This is a genomic window from Staphylococcus sp. mip270_02 (assembly GCF_054031535.1).
This window is the reverse complement of the sequence record NZ_CM132934.1, coordinates 678,606-695,318: the sequence shown is the minus strand read 5'-3', so window position 1 is coordinate 695,318 and position 16,713 is coordinate 678,606. Positions and strand designations below refer to the sequence as shown.

Sequence of the window (16,713 nt, the reverse complement as noted above, 5' to 3'; positions counted from 1 at the left end):
AATGATGATATTTTACTAGAAACTTTTTCTTCAAATGTTTAAAATTTTTAGTTCGTGTTGTTATAAATCTTGTTAAACCTTTTTATTTTTCAAACAATCATTTCTTTGTTCAGACTAAAACATGAGACTCTACTCTCTATTCTTAATAATAAACCTTTATAGTTTGATCATTACCTTAGATGATAATTTAGAATTTGCAGCTATTTCAAAAGCTTCTCTAAAGTTTTCGATATCATATGTTTGAGTAATCACATTAATTATCTTCTCATTTTTCGCTAACACTGTTAATGCATCTTCAATTTCTCTATTAAAACGATAACATCCACGATAAGTAGCCTGTTTGATATTAATCGGACTTAAGTTAATTGGTGAAGCTTTATCCTGTAAATTACCAACTTGAATTATTGTACCACCTATATTTACAGCCTTAAATGCAGTCGTTACTGCTGGAGTAGCTCCAGAACACTCTAGTACTATATCGTATCTATCTTCAGGAATATTATTATCTGTAATATTTAATGTTTCGATATCGCCTAAATTATGTGCGCGCGCTAATGGTTCTTCTAACATATCACTTATCGTCACACTTTCTGCTCCCAAGGTATAACCTGCACTTGCAGCTAGTAATCCAATTGGACCAGCTCCTGACACAAGTACTTTTTTACCTGTAACACCACCTGCTAAATTAATCGCATGCATGCCCACACTAAGTGGTTCAGCTAACGCTCCCATCTTTAAAGAAACTCTATCTGGTAGTGGTAATATTTGCGCTTTATCTACTAGCATTTTTTCTACCATACCGCCTTGTTTATGTGGTAAATACCTAGCCGATCCTAAATATGAACCATTCGGCCATATCTCTGGATTATGTGGCGCACGTGGTAATTTATCCCCATAGGTAGCAGGGTGCACTGTAACTTTTGTTCCTTTTGGGAGTATCGTTCCTTTATAATCCATAGATTCAAGTAAAACTCCACTTAATTCATGGCCCGGTATTAATGGTTCTCTAATCACTGCTGGACCACTAGCACCTTCTGCCAAATAGTGTAAATCCGAACCACATATACCCACATACTTAACTTCTATAAGCACTTTTTCAGGATTATTTTGTGTACTTATTTCTTCAACTTCTTTTAATTCAATATCTTCTTTCCCATTAATAAATACAGCTTTCATCGTATTCATTCTCCTTTCAAATTAAATAATCATATTTAAAATCAATACAAATACTAGGCCGCAAACTGATATCGCTGTTTCTAAAACGGACCACGTTAAAAAAGTTTCTTTTACAGTCAATCCAAAATATTCTTTAAAAATCCAAAAGCCAGTATCATTCACATGTGAGAATATAATACTCCCTGCGCCAATGGCTAATGTTACTAATGCTAGATTAGCATCTGTGGCTTGTAATAAAGGCAATACTATACCTGTAGTAGATATAGCGGCAACTGTTGCTGAGCCTTGTGCAACCCTCAGTAAAGAAGAAACAATCCAAGCTAATAAGATTGGGGACATACTAGAACCGACAAACATGTGCTCAATTGTTTTTCCTACACCACCATCAATCAAGATTTCCTTAAATGAACCGCCTGCGCCTAAAATAAGTAACATCATACCAATTGGAATAATGGCAGATGTAGCGCTGTCCATAATTTGATTCATTGTCCTCTTTCTACGAATCCCCATCGAATACATAGCAAAGAGTAATGAAATCAGCATTGCTATTGGTGCATTACCAATAAAATAAATAGCACTTTCAAATTGATTGGTTGCACCATCTTGATGACCAGTAATCATTTGTACAATTGTTGCAAATAACATCAATATAACTGGTAACAATGCAGTAAATACACTAAGTCCAAACCCTGGTTGATCTTTTTCTTCAATCGATACTTCAGAAACAATATTGGTCATATCAATTTCTTTACTATATGCACTCGGAGATAATTTAGGTAACATTTTGACTAATAAACCACCAACAATGACCACCGTTGGAACCGCAACTATGAGTCCATATAATAATACTTGTCCTAAATTGGCATTTAACTCTTTTGCAATGACTACTGGACCAGGATGTGGGGGTAAAAATCCATGCGTTACCGAAAGGGCAATAGCCATTGGTATACCAATCTTCATATGTGATACACCTAAGCGCTTTGCAATTGTAAACGCTAAAGGTATCAATAGTACTAATCCAACTTCAAAGAAAAGGGCAATACCAATAATGAATGACGCTAAAATCATTGCCCATTTAATATATTTCTCACCAAATTTATCTATAAATGTATCTGCAATTCTATTTGCGCCACCACCATCGGCAAGAAATTTACCTAAAATAGCTCCTAACCCAAATATTATTGCTACACTTCCTAAAGTACTCCCCATACCTTTTTCAACAGTTTCTACTATTTTGTCTAGTGGCATACCTAAAATCATACCAGTAAAAATTGATGTCACTATCAAAGATATAAAGGCATTAATCTTGCATTTAATAATTAAAAATAACAGTACAATAACACCTAATACAACACTAATTAATGGCCAGAACTCTCCAAACATTTCAACACACTCCTTTTGTCTTATATGTAGCTGTCCATAGCTTTTATAATTTCTACACTTGTTCCACATTATGAAATGTTATATCATATAATAGAATGCTTTATTAGTATAAAGTGAAAATGAAAACGTTGTCAATTTGAGGAGTGGAATTATGTCAAATGTTCAATCAATCGATCGTGCATTAAATTTATTAGAATTGATATCACATCATAGTCCGATATCATTAAATGAACTTGTAACAAAAACACAGTTATCTAAAACGACTGTGCACCGTTTAGTTAAATCTTTAATCGATAATCATTATGTAAAACAAAATCCATTAACACACCAATATGAATTAACTTATAAATTATTTCAATTAGGCTATTCTAGCATCAAAAACATTGACTATTTGAATATCGCTAAAAGTTTTATTAGTCAACTTTCTTTCAAAGTCAATGAAACATGTCATTTAGTCATTGAAGATAAAAATGAAATCCTTTATATTGAAAAATTTATTCCAAATGACGCGATTTATACAATGGCTTCTAAAATAGGTCTACGCGCACCTATGTTTTGTACTGCTGTGGGAAAAGCAATATTATCTAAGTATGATGACTATACGATTCAAGCCGTTTGGGATAATTCTAAAATTATCCCCTACACAAACCACACTATCACTAACTTTGATGATTTTATGAAAGAAATTGAAATGATTCGTAAACAAGGTTATGCAGAGGATAAAGAAGAAAATGAAGAAGGCATTTATTGTATTGGCACTTATTTCGTTAATTATCGTAATGAAGTACAGGGCGCGATTAGTTTGTCCTTTTCAACAACTCAATTGCCAAAAAAAGAATTTTATATTACTCAACTCCAAAATACAGCAAATAACATTTCAAAAAATTTAGGTTTTATAAATTCTTAATATTATCATCATCGTTATTATTTTGATAAAGTACAGTTAAATCATTTATTATATATGGGTACTACGTGGGGATGGGATATGCATATGAAATTTGAAAGTATAACGTTATTAACGTCAGAATTGGAAGAAACAAGACAGTTTTATGAGGAAACATTAGAGTGTACGGTTGAAATCATTGACCAAGAATCATTTATGGTTGAAATTGGTGAAACAGAATTATATTTTAGACATGCACATGATATTAACCAACCTTATTATCATTTTGCTATTGATATTCCTTATAATCATTTTTTTGAAATGAAAAATCATTATCAAAACATTTTATTTCTATTAATGGAGGACAAACAACATACAACTTATTTTGAATCTTTTGTTGCACATTCTGTTTACTTCAATGATCCTTCTGGAAATATTGTCGAATTAATTGCTAGAGTCTCTAATATGACGGAGGAACCTGAATTTTCAAGAATTAGCGAAATTGGTTTTGTATGCAATGATACAGAGTCTGTCTATCAAGCCTTAACACAATATCAGTTGGAAACGCATGAACAAAGACAATTTGTACCTGACGACTTGAATTTTCTAGGCGATAAACATGATGAAAGTTTTATTTTATTAACGCCTGAACATAGACGGTGGTTCTTTTCTGAAAAGACATCATTCGCCTTCCCAATAGAAATTAAAACGCAACAATTTAATTTAACTTATGACCACTTTCAACAATGGCATATAATGCCATCATAATTATGACATAATAAAAGCGATACGCATTTCACATGTAAAATCAGCAATTTTGATTTCACACGTATGCGCATCGCTTTTTCAAAATATTCAAGACTTTTCTACCTTCTCCTAATTAAAATCGCTAAATATATTAATGCACATGCCATATGCCATACATTTATGCTATACGCATGTGTCACATAGTTCGACTTCAATTTATTCTGTCATTTGAGATTTATCACTGACAAACTTTTTTAACGTCTTATTCAGTCCATCTTTCGCTTCTTGATCATAGTCATATGTCCCATCTTCATTTGCAGTAATATGCTTATCTAAAATAAATCTACCTTTATGAATCGTATCTGCACCTAGCTCTTTAATCACTGGGTCTAAGCTATATTGAATCGCAAGGACATGTGCAAATGTGCCACCTAATGCTAAAGGTAATACAGTTTTCCCAGTAAATGCACCACGTGGTAATAAATCGAGATAAGTTTTAACTATACCTGAATATGCTGCTTTAAATACTGGAGATACGATGATAATGCCATCTGCATTTTCAATTTTTTTGTGCGTTTCATTAATTGAATCATTTGAAAAATCTGCTGTAATTAATGCTTCTGCATCTAACTGATGCACATGAATGATGTCAGTATCAATACCTACATCATTCAGATATTGTTCAGCATAATCCACTACACCTGTTAAACGTGATTGTATTTTATTGCCACCTGCAATAATTGCTACACTTGCCATATTAATGAACCCCTTCCCTCAGCTTTATATAACATCGCTCTAATAAACAACACAAAACATGCTGACTTCAAATAATAATTATTCTATGAGCCTACCGTATCATCAATGATTAATACTGTCATAGCATTCGTCTTAAAACTCAATTCTTTACTTATATCTCAATCAAATAATTATTGCGGAATCTGTTCGACTATAACAATTTCATTTTTTAAATTTACGTAAGTACATGTCCCAGCCTCAATACCTATATGCCACTTGTAAATTCCTGCTTGAGCCATTTCATCACAAAAGCTTGGAAAATCTGTTTTACCTATTTGATGTTGTTTCAATGATTCTTGTATTTGCTCTTTGTCTGTATGGTGTGATATAGGTACAGTACTCTTCACACCTCTATCTATAATTTGTTCTCCGCTTTGATGCGTATATATTGTAGTTCCATTTTGAATATCAACGGTATTGATTGCTATACCCATTGCTTTAAACGCTTGAAATAGTTTAGGAAAATCTACCCCAGTATATTGTTGATGTGCTTGTTGAATTGCAGACAATGAAAAAGTCATAATCTTTCTCCCTCAGTATTTTATTTTTCACCATCATACCTTTAATAGTTTGACAAAACAAGGTTTTCTACAATCAAATATATTGTAATAACTTTACACAAAACAAATAAAATTATTATAAGATTTTAAATAAAAGTCCTTTTGCTTATCAAATTAAATTGCCAGATGTATAATTGTGATAGTTTTTTAAAAGGAGTGGTATGTTATGAGTACATTTTCCAACGAAGAAAAAGTACAAATTTTATCTGATATTGTGGCAATGAACACAGTAAATGATAATGAAATTGAAGTGTGCGAATATATTCAAAAACTATTTGCACAACACGGTATTGATTCTATGATTGATAAAATTGATGACCGTAGAGCTAACTTAATTGCTGAAATTGGCGAAGGGCAACCTGTTATCGGTATTTCCGGTCACATGGATGTTGTTTCTGAAGGTGATCATAGCCAATGGACTTACGAGCCATTCACATTAACTGAAGACGATGGTTTCTTGTATGGCCGTGGCGCTGCAGATATGAAATCTGGGCTTGCCGCTTTAGCCATTGCATTAATTGAAATCAACAACACACAATCATTGAAACAAGGACGTATTAAATTCTTAGCTACAACTGGTGAAGAAATGGAGCAACTTGGTTCACAAAGTTTATACGAAAAAGGTTATATGGACGATGTGGAGGCACTTGTAATAGCTGAACCATGCCAAGATATGATGGTTTATGCACACAAAGGTTCAATGGACTATCGTATAAAATCTCACGGTACATCCGCACATAGCTCAATGCCAATCCTCGGCTTTAACGCAATTAAGCCCTTAATCGAATTTATTCAAGATATTGATGCTTCTTACAATAAAATTTCCAAAGAAGTAAAAGGCAATGCTTTAGATTTTACTCACTTTATAGATAGAATGAAACAATCCCTACCTGCAACATATGCTGCAGAAGAAATTGAAAATGCTCTACAAGGCCTTGTAATCACAAACACTTTAATTAAAGGCGGCGTCCAAGTCAACTCTGTACCAGAAGATGCAGATGCAGACTTTAATATTCGCACAATTCCAGAGTATAATAACGATCAAGTTAAAGCATTGTTTGACGATACACTTGAAAAACATAATACTAACGGCGCTAGATTAGAAAGTGATTTATATCTTGATTTAGACCCTGTTCTGACTACAGGTGAAAACAGCCTAATCGATACTGCTCAAACAATTGCTAAATCAGCGTTTGATAAAGATTTCATTGCAGCTCCAATCGGTGGCGTTACAGATGCTTCTAATTTATTACGTGGTAAAGATGAAAACTTCCCATTCTTAGTATTTGGCCCTGGTGAAAAACCACACCAAATTGACGAACGAGTTGAAAAATCAATGTACTTCAAATTTATTGACTTCTATACAGACTTATTAACTACTTACACAAACAACCATAAATAGAATGAATCATTAAATATGAAAAAGGGCTTAACTCTTATGTATTATAAGACTTAAGCCCTTTTTCATATTCTTTATGTTATTGCATATATCAATAATCTACATACAGTTACTATTGCCCAAAATATATCTATTGTTGTATGGTTGTTCCTACATTTTCGCCATCTTGTAATTTTTGAATAATATGTGATTCGCTTCCTGCTGCAATCACAACTTTCTGACAGCCAAGTTCAATTGCTTGAATTGCATCTTGTACTTTTGGAATCATTCCTCCATATATCAATTCTTGATCGATAAAACACTGAATACGTTCTGCGTTCAACGTAGATTGCACTTCTTTATCGATTAATACGCCTGGTATATCACTTAAAAGATAGAGTGGCGCATTAAGTGCTTGTGCTATTTTATAAGCTAATGTATCCGCGTTAATATTATATAATTGTGACGTTGCTTGATTCATACCAATTGAAGCAATAACTGGAATAAATTGGTCCGTTACTTTATCAAATACAGATGTATTTATATCTTTGGGTTCACCTACGTATCCATATTTCTCGTCTAGTGGCGCTACATCAAAAAGTTTAGCATCTATGCCATTCATACCAATACTTTGCATATTAGATTGATTAATTTTGCTTACTAGATCTGGGTTTACAGTACCTATTAACGTTTGACTAGTTACTGACAATACTTCTTCTGTCGTAACTCTTAAACCATCTTCAAACAAAGGCGCCACACCTTGTTGCTCTAATGCCTTATTTATAAATGGCCCGCCACCATGAACTATAATGGGTTGATAGCCTTGTTGCTTTAACTTAGAGATATCCTCAATCGTCGAATCATGTAAATTAGTTAAGGTGCTACCGCCTATTTTTATAACAATATAACTCATCTGACACACTCCTTATGTTCTATACGATGCGTTAATGCGCACATATTCATATGATAAATCACAACCATATGCTGCCGCTTCACCATCACCGTTTCCAACTGAAGCTTCTATTACAATGTTATCTTCTGTTAGACGTTCTTTTAATAACTGTTCATCAAACGCTAAATGAATTCCTTGTTCTAGCACTGGTAATTGACAAAAAGAAACATTTGTCTCATTTGGTTCTACAAATTGTGATGCGTAACCTATTGCAGTTACAATTCTACCAAAGTTTGCATCTTCACCATGTATAGCAGTTTTCACCAAATTAGAAGACACGATACTTTTAGCAATTTTTTTAGCTTCTTTGACATTAGGCGCACCTGTCACCTTTGCAGTAACCAATTTCGTCGCACCTTCGCCATCTTTAGCAATTGATTTCGCAAGATATTGACTTACAAAATTAAAGGCATATACAAATTTATGCCATTCTGGATGTAAGGCGTCAATTTTACTATTGTTCGCTTGGCCATTAGCCATACATAGTACCATGTCATTTGTGCTTGTATCACCATCAACTGTAATCATATTAAACGACTGATCTGTTGCTTGCTTCAGGCAATAGTCCAAAGTATCCGCATCAATATTAGCATCAGTTGTTATAAATCCAAGCATTGTAGCCATATTTGGATGTATCATACCAGAACCTTTAGCACTACCACCAATAGTTACTGTCTTACCATCAATCTCAACTTGTACTGATAAATGTTTAGTCGCAGTATCTGTTGTTAAAATGGCTTGATTGAAAAATTGACTATTATTATATTCTTCTTTCAAAACATGCTGTGTGCCATAATGAATTTTATCCATAGGTAAGAACGCACCAACAACGCCAGTAGATGCAACACCAACGTTTTGTTGATTAATATTCAAATGTTCTGCTACCCAAGATTGTGTATCTAGAGCATCTTGCATGCCTTTTTCGCCTGTACATGAGTTCGCATTTGCTGAATTTACCACAATTGCTTGTAATGTTTTATTAGCATTAATGCTATCTTCAGTTATTTTTAAAGGAGCAGCCTTAAAACGGTTCAGTGTATATACACCTGTAGCTGTCGCTTCTGTAGTCGAATAAATCCAACCGAAGTCTTTTTTCTTTCTTCTTAATCCTGCATGAAAACCGCCTGCAATATAACCTAACGGTGAACTTACATCACCTTGTAAATTTATATTTAATTGGTTTAATGTATCAATCGTTTCAATATCTATCATCTTCTCTCCCCTTTCAAATTAACTTATGGATATACTGGTGTTTGAATTAATCCTGTATTTTCTTTCCATCCATACATTAAGTTCAAGTTTTGTATCGCTTGGCCGCTTGCCCCTTTAACTAAGTTGTCAATTACCGATACAATAATTGCATTTTGACTATCTTCATCGACATAAATCCCAATATCACAAAAATTACTGCCATAGACTTCTTTTGTTTTCGGATAAATACCAATATCTCTAATACGAACAAATGATTTATCATCATAATAATCTGTGAAAGTTGCATGTAAATCTTCGTTGGTCATATGTTTATTAAGTTTTACATAAATTGTTGATAATATACCTCTTGTCATCGGTACGAGATGTGGGGTAAATACTACCTTTACATTTTCATTTGCTAGCTTTGAAATATACTGCTCTATTTCAGGTTTATGTTTATGCTTACCTATCGCATAAGCGCTAAAGTTTTCATTCATCTCTGAATAATGGACATGTTGCGCTAGTGATCGACCCGCACCTGACACACCCGTTTTAGCATCAATTATAATAGAATCATTGTTAATGATTTGTTGATCAACGAGTGGATGTAAAGCTAACAATGTAGCAGTAGGGAAACAACCGGGATTGGCAACTAATTGCGTATTATTCGGTTCAATATTCGACCACTCAGCGATACTATAATTGGCTTTTTCTAATTGTTCTTGTGGTGCTGCTGTTTCACCATAGAATTGTTTATATACTGCCCTATCATCCAATCTGAAATCACCCGACAAATCAATAACCTTAATATTTCTTTCAATTAATGACGGTGCTAAATCTTTACTTATATTAGAAGGTGTTGCAAAAAATACAACATCACAGTCAATACATTCACTATTTAGCGCTTCATATTGATGTGTTAAGTGACTCAAGTGAGGAAATGTTTCTTTGATTGGTTCATCAATTTTTGAATGTGAGAATATATATTTAACATTTACATATGGATGATGTATTAATAACCTAATTAATTCAATAGCTCCATAACCACTACCTCCAACAATACCAACATCTGTCATGACGTTCAGTCCTTTCTGAATATTCGGTCTTTTAAAACGCTATTATTTTTCTTTTTCTAATACTTCTGTAATTACGCTAATTACTTTATCTATCTCTTGTTCATTAATAACTAGTGGTGGCGCAATACGAATAATATTGCCTTGTGTTTCTTTACATAACACACCTTTGTCAATCATCTCTAAGCAATATGGCTGCGCTGCTTCTGTTAATTCTAATCCGATAAATAATCCCCTACCTCTCACGTCAGAGATAATATTACTGTCTATAAGTTGTAATTCATTTAATAACTTTTGTCCAAGGTCTGCAGAATTCTTTATTAGCTGTTCTTCGATTAGTACATCTAAGGCAGCCATTGAAACTGCACAAGCAAGTGGATTACCTCCAAATGTAGATCCATGCGTCCCTGGCGTTAATACGTCCATCACGTCGTGGTTAGCTAATACTGCTGATATTGGATAAAGGCCTCCGCCAAGTGACTTACCGAGTAAATAAATATCAGGTTCTACACCTTCCCATTCCATAGCAAACATTTTACCTGTACGTCCAAGGCCTACCTGTATTTCATCTGCAATAAATAACACATTATGTTCATCGCATAACTTACGTACTTCTTTTATAAAATCATCGGGTGGAATATTAACCCCGCCCTCACCTTGAATAGGTTCTAATATAATAGCTGTTGTATTTTTATTAATTAAATCTTTTAAATGACTTAAATCACCAAAGTCAGTGTAGTGAACGTTATCTAACAATGGTCCAAAACCTTGTTTATAACTTTCTTGAGAAGATAGCGATAAAGCACCTAGTGTACGACCATGGAAGTTACCATTCATCGCTATGATTTCACCTTCACCATCGGCAATACCTTTAATATCTGTGCCCCATTTACGAGCGATTTTAATCGCTGTTTCAATAGCTTCAGTACCTGTGTTCATTGGAAGTACCTTTTCTTTATTAGCAAGTGAGCATATCTTTTCTTCCCATTTTCCTAGGTTGTCACTATATAAAGCTCGAGAAACCATTGTTATTTTTTCACTTTGTTCTTGAAATGCTTTTATAATTTTAGGATGACAATGTCCTTGATTGACGACTGAGAAACCCGAAACACAATCTATATAATTATTGTCTTCTACATCCCAAACTTGAGCGCCACGGCCTTTAGCCAATGCTAATTTCAGCGGGCTATAATTGTTCGAACTATACTGATCTGTTAGTGCAAATAAATCGTTCATCAAAAATCCTCATTCCTTTTATATTTATTCTTAAATTTGAATTAATATTCATATATAATACGCTTGTTTTTACTATTAGTCAAAGGTTTTTTTGAATTTTTACACTAAAAAATTATTCAAAACCTTGATTTATAGCAATAAGAAGGTGATTTGTCTAAATTTTCAAAATAATTAGTGTGAAGTTATATATCATTTTATATGCATTTATTCTGCATAATACATGGCATACTGTTAAATTGTACTCCAGTAAAATAGGATTAACTCATTATGCAAAACACAAAAGTAAATAAAAGAAGGCGAGCACACGAAATTACAAAATAATTTAATTCCGTATGCTTGCCCCACAAAGTTGACTTGTTTCTCTATAGTTTGAGACAAGTTTAAAGTTAGATGTTAGTTCATTATTATGTGCTATAACACATCGTTAAAACACTCTTCATATATATTTCTCTATTAAAATCATTCTACTCCTTGCCCTGCCTCATGTTTCTCTTTTAAATCTATACGCATATCATTATTTATCTTCTTAGCACGTTTGAAGTAAATACTTTCAAAATAAGTAGACGTGCCAATTTTATAAAATATTAGTGCAATGATGATAATTACTACAAAATCATATGGATAGTGGATCCAGTTCATACCTTTAAATTCTTTACTTCCTATAAATGATAAGAAAGCAAGTACTATAAGATATAAAATAATCCATAAACTACCTCCGATTTGTTTTTTAGTATTTTTCCAATTCATTTTATATTCATAAAAGAAGTAGATTGGTAAACCTAAAATAATAATAAATATTACTTGCGCAGTTGTCGGCCACATCGCCCAATAAATCGCTAGCGACGCCATCGCAAATGAGAATGGCGCCATAAATTTCAGCAAGTTTGCACGAAACGGTCTATGCATGTTCGGAGCCATTTTTCGTAATGAAATAACTGTTGTCGGTCCAGTTAAATAGGCAACTAGTGTTGCTGTTGATATAACACTTGCTAATGTCGCCCAATCACGGAACAATGACACCATTAACATGCTAATAATGGCATTAAAAATAATAGCCACACGTGGAATGTTATATTTTTCATTCATCTTACCTAAAAATTTAGGGATGTGACCATTTTTTTCCATTGCACGTAGTACACGACCAGTTACTGCAACAAATGATACACCTGTGCCAAATGGCGAAACAACAGCTTCCATATATAATAAAATAGCTAACCAATTCAAACCTAAAAGAATAGCCATATCAGCAAATGGAGAGTTAAAATTAATACCACTCCAGCCATTTTCATGAAGCATGTCACTAGGCATTGATGTAATAAATGTACTTTGAAGCACTATGTATAACACCGCACTTAATGTTAGTGAAATAGCTATGCCTCGCGCGATATTTTTTTCGGGCTTTTGTATTTCTGAGCCCATATTAATAATCGTTTGAAATGCATTAAAAGAAAAGATAATACCTGAAGCGGTTGTCGCTGCAAATATAGGTGCTGAACCATAAGGCATAAATTGACCTACTGTATGTCCATAATTTCCTGTGTCAAAACCGGAAATTATTAACATAATAATCGTCAATAACGGTACACCTAATTTAAATACTGAAATTAAACTTGTAAATGAAGTTAACAGTTTAACTGACCAATAGTTCAATAACGAAAATATAATAATAATTACAAACACTGCCATTAATCCAGCGTTACTTATAGAACCATCTTTCATTAAACCTGTTGTGAATTTTGCCCATGACCATGGCCATGAACTCATATATTGTACTGCTGATACTGCTTCGATTGGGATAATAGTTACTAATGACACCCAGTTAGCCCAAGAGGCAATAAACCCTAACAATGAACCATGAGTATATTGTGCATAGTTACTCATTCCACCTGATTGTGGAAACATCGTACCTATCTCTATGTAGTTATAAGCAATTGATCCAATGACTACAAAACCTATAATCCATGAAATAATTGCAGCTGGGCCCGCTATAGATGAAGCTTCCCAGGCACCGAATAACCAACCAGAACCAATGAGCGACCCTAAACCTAGCAATACCAACTGCGGTAAATTAATCTTATTACTTTCATCCTTTTGTTCCATAATTACTCCTATTTAAACATCTTTTATATTCATATCAAAAAAATGTAAATTTTATACACTCCCTTGTATATTTCGTTATTATACTCTGTTTACAATTCAAGTCAAATCAACATTCTAAGTGCCAATCTATGTATGTTTCAGTATTTTTATACAATATAGAGCTGGCTAATGTATGATAGTTTTGCACAATTTATACACTTTGACCTCACGATACAAACAACGTGAAGGCTTATTTTTTAATGTTACTCATTTATTCATTTAAAGTATAAATACAAATAAATTCTAAAAAGTAGTAAATGTTGCTTGAAGCCTATAACACCAGTCTTTAACGTATTTTATAGTACATTTAAAAACAAATTTAATATCACATTTACTTTTAATGTGTATAAATACAAAATAAAACAGCATTTACATTTATTTCTTAAAATACCTTGTAAATACTGCTTTTTTTATAATGTCACACAAATATAAAAACTAAATAAATCACTAAACAATTATATACAATTACCTAATTATAGAAACTCTTCTGTAAAAAGAGCTGCTAGTTCTTTATTTAGAACTTACTTTTTATGTTTTTCTTCTTCTTCCCACCAAAGTGCATCGTTAGGATTTTTTACAACATCTTCATAATCTGCTTGAGTTTCGACGTTAGGATATGAACCTCTAAGCGACTTATTGGATGTAGATTTAAACATCGTTATGAAAATAATGAGTCCAATCACATTAATAAACATTAGATAATAAGATGGTGCTATTTGTTGTCCTGTAGTTTCTACTAAAGTAGACAAGATAAATGGTGTTAAACCACCAAAAACTGCTGCCCCAATATTATATACAAGTGATAGCGTACGTAGTCTCACTTTTGTATGGAACATACTTGGTAAGACTGAAGGCATTACACCTTCAAATGTAGACATGAATAATGCAATAATAAACAAGCCTAATAATACGAATGGAATCATTGGTATACTCATTAACCAAAAAGCAAGTATTGAAAACAAACTAAACCCTGCTAATCCAAATATTATTGTCCGTTTATTACCAACTTTATCACTATACCAACCAAAGAAGAACACTGCAGGTATCATGATTAACATTGTTACAGTACTTAATATAGAACCCATCGTTCCACCTAAGTTAATGGTTGAGTTTAGGAAGGAAGGCATATAAGAGAGCACCATATAGTTTGCGACATTCAAAAATGCAACACCAGTGAAGCAAACGACAACATCTCTCCAATAATATTTAAATATATCTAAATAAGAATATTCTAATTCCTCTTTTTCTTCTAATGTAGATTCGTAGGCAGGACTTTCGTCTAATCTTGAACGTAAAATAATCCCCACAATACCTAAAGGCGCGGCGAGAATAAACGGAATTCTCCAACCCCAATCTTCCATTTGTTGATTACTTAATAATGAATACATCAAGCCCGCTAAAATCGCCGCCATTATATTACCAGCAAGTGTACCGACTTCTAAACCACTTCCCAATTTACCGCGAGTCTTATCAGGAGATGTTTCAGCAATATAAGTCATTGCACCTGCATATTCTCCACCTGTCGAGAATGATTGAATCATACGTACTACCAGTAATAGAATCGGTGCCCATATACCAATTTGTTCTTGTGTTGGTAATAAGCCTAGCATCAGTGTGGATGCTGCCATAAGTATTATTGTTGTCGACAGTACAATTTTCCGTCCATATTTATCCCCTAAATGACTGAAGAATATACCACCGATAGGTCTAACAATAAATGCAAAAGCAAATACAGCAAACGTAGAGACTATTTGCATTTCTTGTGGTAAGTTGCCAAAGAAATTTGCGCTTAGAATGACTGCTAATTGTGCATATAATCCAAAGTCAAACCATTCAATGGCATTACCAATACTTGTAGCAACCACACCTTTTTTTGCTTGGTCCGAATCTACTCTGTTAACTTTTTCCTTTTTAAACTTCACAAATAAAAACACCCCTTAATTTGTTTCTATCTAATATAACATAACCTCTATATTATTTTGTAAACACTTAAAATTTGTATAATACTCAATTCAAATTACAAAAAAAGTATTTCCATTTAATATTTACAACTCGTTTAATAACAATTAGATTCAACTTAAATATTTAACTTAAATTAACATTTATAGTTACCAAACAACTTATATTAATGCTACACAATCACTTTTCAGCTTATAACTAATACTGTTAAATTTTGTTATAATAAAAACATCAACAACTTATGGAGGCGTATTTAATAATGAAACAAATTTACTTTAACCATGATGGGGGCGTAGATGACCTAATTTCCTTATTTCTTCTATTACATATGGATGATATCAATCTTGTTGGTGTCAGTGCCATTGGTGCAGATAGTTATATCGAGCCTGCAGTAAGTGCTTCTCAAAAAATTATCAATCGTTTCTCTAAACAACCAATTCACATAGCCGCTTCAAAAGAACGTGGTAAAAATCCATTTCCAAAAGATTGGCGTATGCACGCTTTCTTTATGGATGCGTTACCCATCTTAAACGAACCTACAAATAACTATTCTAAAATACTAAAACATGCAGCTTATCGAGATATAATCGATAAAATTCAGGGAAGTCCTGAAAAAGTTACTTTACTCTTTACTGGACCACTTACTGATTTAGCTAAAGCGATTACTGTAGATGCTACAATTGTTCAAAATATTGAACGATTAGTATGGATGGGGGGAACATTTTTAGAGAAAGGTAATGTTGAAGAACCTGAACATGACGGCACTGCAGAATGGAATTCATTTTGGGATCCAGAAGCTGTAAAAACGGTTTTTGATACAGATATTAAAATAGATATGGTTGCTTTAGAGAGTACCAATCAAGTACCTATAACGTGGGAGGTTAGACAAGCGTGGGCGAATGAACGCCATTATCCAGGCGTGGATTTTTTAGGTATAAGTTATGCAGCTGTTCCACCATTGACTCATTTCCAAACGAATTCAACTTATTTCCTTTGGGATGTCTTAACTACAGCTTATGTTGGTATGCCTGAACTGATTCGTAAGCATGATTTAAATGTATCTGTATACACAGAGGGCCCTAGCCAAGGTAAAACTTATGTCGATGATCAATATGGTAGACCAATTTCAGTAATTGACCATGTTGACCATGATAATTTCTTCAAATATATTACTGATTTGGCTAAAAAAGTTACAAAGTAATAGAAAAAAACCCTGAATTTTAAATTAAAATTCAGGGGTT

Annotated in this window: 14 protein-coding genes; 4 read left to right on the top strand and 10 right to left on the bottom strand. The window is 33.3% G+C overall.

The window, feature by feature from the left end; all coding sequences use genetic code 11:
• Positions 1–156: 156 nt before the first annotated feature.
• A complete protein-coding gene (locus ACW5YJ_RS03010) occupies positions 157–1,176 on the bottom strand; it encodes an alcohol dehydrogenase catalytic domain-containing protein (RefSeq protein ID WP_017723865.1) in 1,020 nt (339 codons plus the stop codon).
• A gap of 21 nt (positions 1,177–1,197) precedes the next feature.
• Complete coding sequence (locus ACW5YJ_RS03005; protein WP_107551488.1) at positions 1,198–2,559, bottom strand: gluconate:H+ symporter; 1,362 nt, start codon at positions 2,557–2,559, stop codon at positions 1,198–1,200.
• Between the two features lie 151 nt (positions 2,560–2,710).
• Here ACW5YJ_RS03005 and ACW5YJ_RS03000 point away from each other — a divergent pair, with 151 nt between their 5' ends.
• The gene (locus tag ACW5YJ_RS03000; protein WP_457338463.1) at positions 2,711–3,466 is read left to right on the top strand and encodes an IclR family transcriptional regulator; all 756 of its coding nucleotides are present in this window, start codon (positions 2,711–2,713) and stop codon (positions 3,464–3,466) included.
• A gap of 54 nt (positions 3,467–3,520) precedes the next feature.
• A complete protein-coding gene (locus ACW5YJ_RS02995) occupies positions 3,521–4,210 on the top strand; it encodes a hypothetical protein (RefSeq protein WP_368679784.1) in 690 nt (229 codons plus the stop codon).
• Between the two features lie 195 nt (positions 4,211–4,405).
• On the opposite strand, the gene ssuE is transcribed toward ACW5YJ_RS02995, so the two are convergent.
• Together ssuE and ACW5YJ_RS02985 are read right to left on the bottom strand one after the other, a co-directional pair.
• Complete coding sequence (ssuE, locus tag ACW5YJ_RS02990; protein ID WP_017723869.1) at positions 4,406–4,945, bottom strand: NADPH-dependent FMN reductase; 540 nt, start codon at positions 4,943–4,945, stop codon at positions 4,406–4,408.
• Between the two features lie 170 nt (positions 4,946–5,115).
• Positions 5,116–5,505: a DUF1398 family protein gene (locus ACW5YJ_RS02985; protein WP_017723870.1), complete on the bottom strand. Its 390-nt coding sequence runs from the start codon at positions 5,503–5,505 to the stop codon at positions 5,116–5,118.
• Between the two features lie 205 nt (positions 5,506–5,710).
• Here ACW5YJ_RS02985 and ACW5YJ_RS02980 point away from each other — a divergent pair, with 205 nt between their 5' ends.
• Complete coding sequence (locus ACW5YJ_RS02980) at positions 5,711–6,946, top strand: ArgE/DapE family deacylase (protein ID WP_017723871.1); 1,236 nt, start codon at positions 5,711–5,713, stop codon at positions 6,944–6,946.
• 127 nt (positions 6,947–7,073) lie between these two features.
• Here ACW5YJ_RS02980 and argB read toward each other — a convergent pair whose 3' ends face one another.
• The 6 genes from argB to ACW5YJ_RS02950 form a co-directional block, all read right to left on the bottom strand.
• On the bottom strand, positions 7,074–7,835 hold the full coding sequence (gene argB, locus ACW5YJ_RS02975) for an acetylglutamate kinase (protein WP_107551487.1): 762 nt from the start codon (positions 7,833–7,835) through the stop codon (positions 7,074–7,076).
• Between the two features lie 12 nt (positions 7,836–7,847).
• Complete coding sequence (gene argJ / locus ACW5YJ_RS02970) at positions 7,848–9,086, bottom strand: bifunctional glutamate N-acetyltransferase/amino-acid acetyltransferase ArgJ (RefSeq protein WP_107551486.1); 1,239 nt, start codon at positions 9,084–9,086, stop codon at positions 7,848–7,850.
• Between the two features lie 23 nt (positions 9,087–9,109).
• Positions 9,110–10,141 (bottom strand): N-acetyl-gamma-glutamyl-phosphate reductase, encoded by a 1,032-nt coding sequence (argC, locus tag ACW5YJ_RS02965; protein ID WP_119603598.1) that lies wholly within the window; start codon positions 10,139–10,141, stop codon positions 9,110–9,112.
• A 42-nt stretch (positions 10,142–10,183) separates the two neighbouring features.
• Complete coding sequence (rocD, locus tag ACW5YJ_RS02960; protein WP_119603599.1) at positions 10,184–11,374, bottom strand: ornithine--oxo-acid transaminase; 1,191 nt, start codon at positions 11,372–11,374, stop codon at positions 10,184–10,186.
• Between the two features lie 459 nt (positions 11,375–11,833).
• Positions 11,834–13,474: an APC family permease gene (locus ACW5YJ_RS02955; RefSeq protein ID WP_107551483.1), complete on the bottom strand. Its 1,641-nt coding sequence runs from the start codon at positions 13,472–13,474 to the stop codon at positions 11,834–11,836.
• A gap of 560 nt (positions 13,475–14,034) precedes the next feature.
• Positions 14,035–15,435 (bottom strand): MFS transporter, encoded by a 1,401-nt coding sequence (locus ACW5YJ_RS02950; RefSeq protein WP_017723877.1) that lies wholly within the window; start codon positions 15,433–15,435, stop codon positions 14,035–14,037.
• Positions 15,436–15,731: 296 nt separating this feature from the next.
• On the opposite strand from ACW5YJ_RS02950, the gene ACW5YJ_RS02945 reads away from it, so the two are divergent.
• On the top strand, positions 15,732–16,673 hold the full coding sequence (locus ACW5YJ_RS02945; protein WP_457338462.1) for a nucleoside hydrolase: 942 nt from the start codon (positions 15,732–15,734) through the stop codon (positions 16,671–16,673).
• The last annotated feature ends 40 nt before the right edge of the window (positions 16,674–16,713 follow it).

Bases quoted from the DNA above. Each gene is read 5' to 3' on its own strand.
- ACW5YJ_RS03005 (WP_107551488.1), bottom strand. From the start codon at position 2,559: ATGTTTGGAGAGTTCTGGCCATTAATTAGTGTTGTATTAGGTGTTATT.
- argB (WP_107551487.1), bottom strand. From the start codon at position 7,835: ATGAGTTATATTGTTATAAAAATAGGCGGTAGCACCTTAACTAATTTA.
- ssuE (WP_017723869.1), bottom strand. From the start codon at position 4,945: ATGGCAAGTGTAGCAATTATTGCAGGTGGCAATAAAATACAATCACGT.
- argC (WP_119603598.1), bottom strand. From the start codon at position 10,141: ATGACAGATGTTGGTATTGTTGGAGGTAGTGGTTATGGAGCTATTGAA.
- ACW5YJ_RS03000 (WP_457338463.1), top strand. From the start codon at position 2,711: ATGTCAAATGTTCAATCAATCGATCGTGCATTAAATTTATTAGAATTG.
- ACW5YJ_RS02945 (WP_457338462.1), top strand. From the start codon at position 15,732: ATGAAACAAATTTACTTTAACCATGATGGGGGCGTAGATGACCTAATT.
- ACW5YJ_RS02985 (WP_017723870.1), bottom strand. From the start codon at position 5,505: ATGACTTTTTCATTGTCTGCAATTCAACAAGCACATCAACAATATACT.
- ACW5YJ_RS02980 (WP_017723871.1), top strand. From the start codon at position 5,711: ATGAGTACATTTTCCAACGAAGAAAAAGTACAAATTTTATCTGATATT.
- ACW5YJ_RS02995 (WP_368679784.1), top strand. From the start codon at position 3,521: ATGGGTACTACGTGGGGATGGGATATGCATATGAAATTTGAAAGTATA.
- ACW5YJ_RS02955 (WP_107551483.1), bottom strand. From the start codon at position 13,474: ATGGAACAAAAGGATGAAAGTAATAAGATTAATTTACCGCAGTTGGTA.
- argJ (WP_107551486.1), bottom strand. From the start codon at position 9,086: ATGATAGATATTGAAACGATTGATACATTAAACCAATTAAATATAAAT.
- rocD (WP_119603599.1), bottom strand. From the start codon at position 11,374: ATGAACGATTTATTTGCACTAACAGATCAGTATAGTTCGAACAATTAT.
- ACW5YJ_RS03010 (WP_017723865.1), bottom strand. From the start codon at position 1,176: ATGAAAGCTGTATTTATTAATGGGAAAGAAGATATTGAATTAAAAGAA.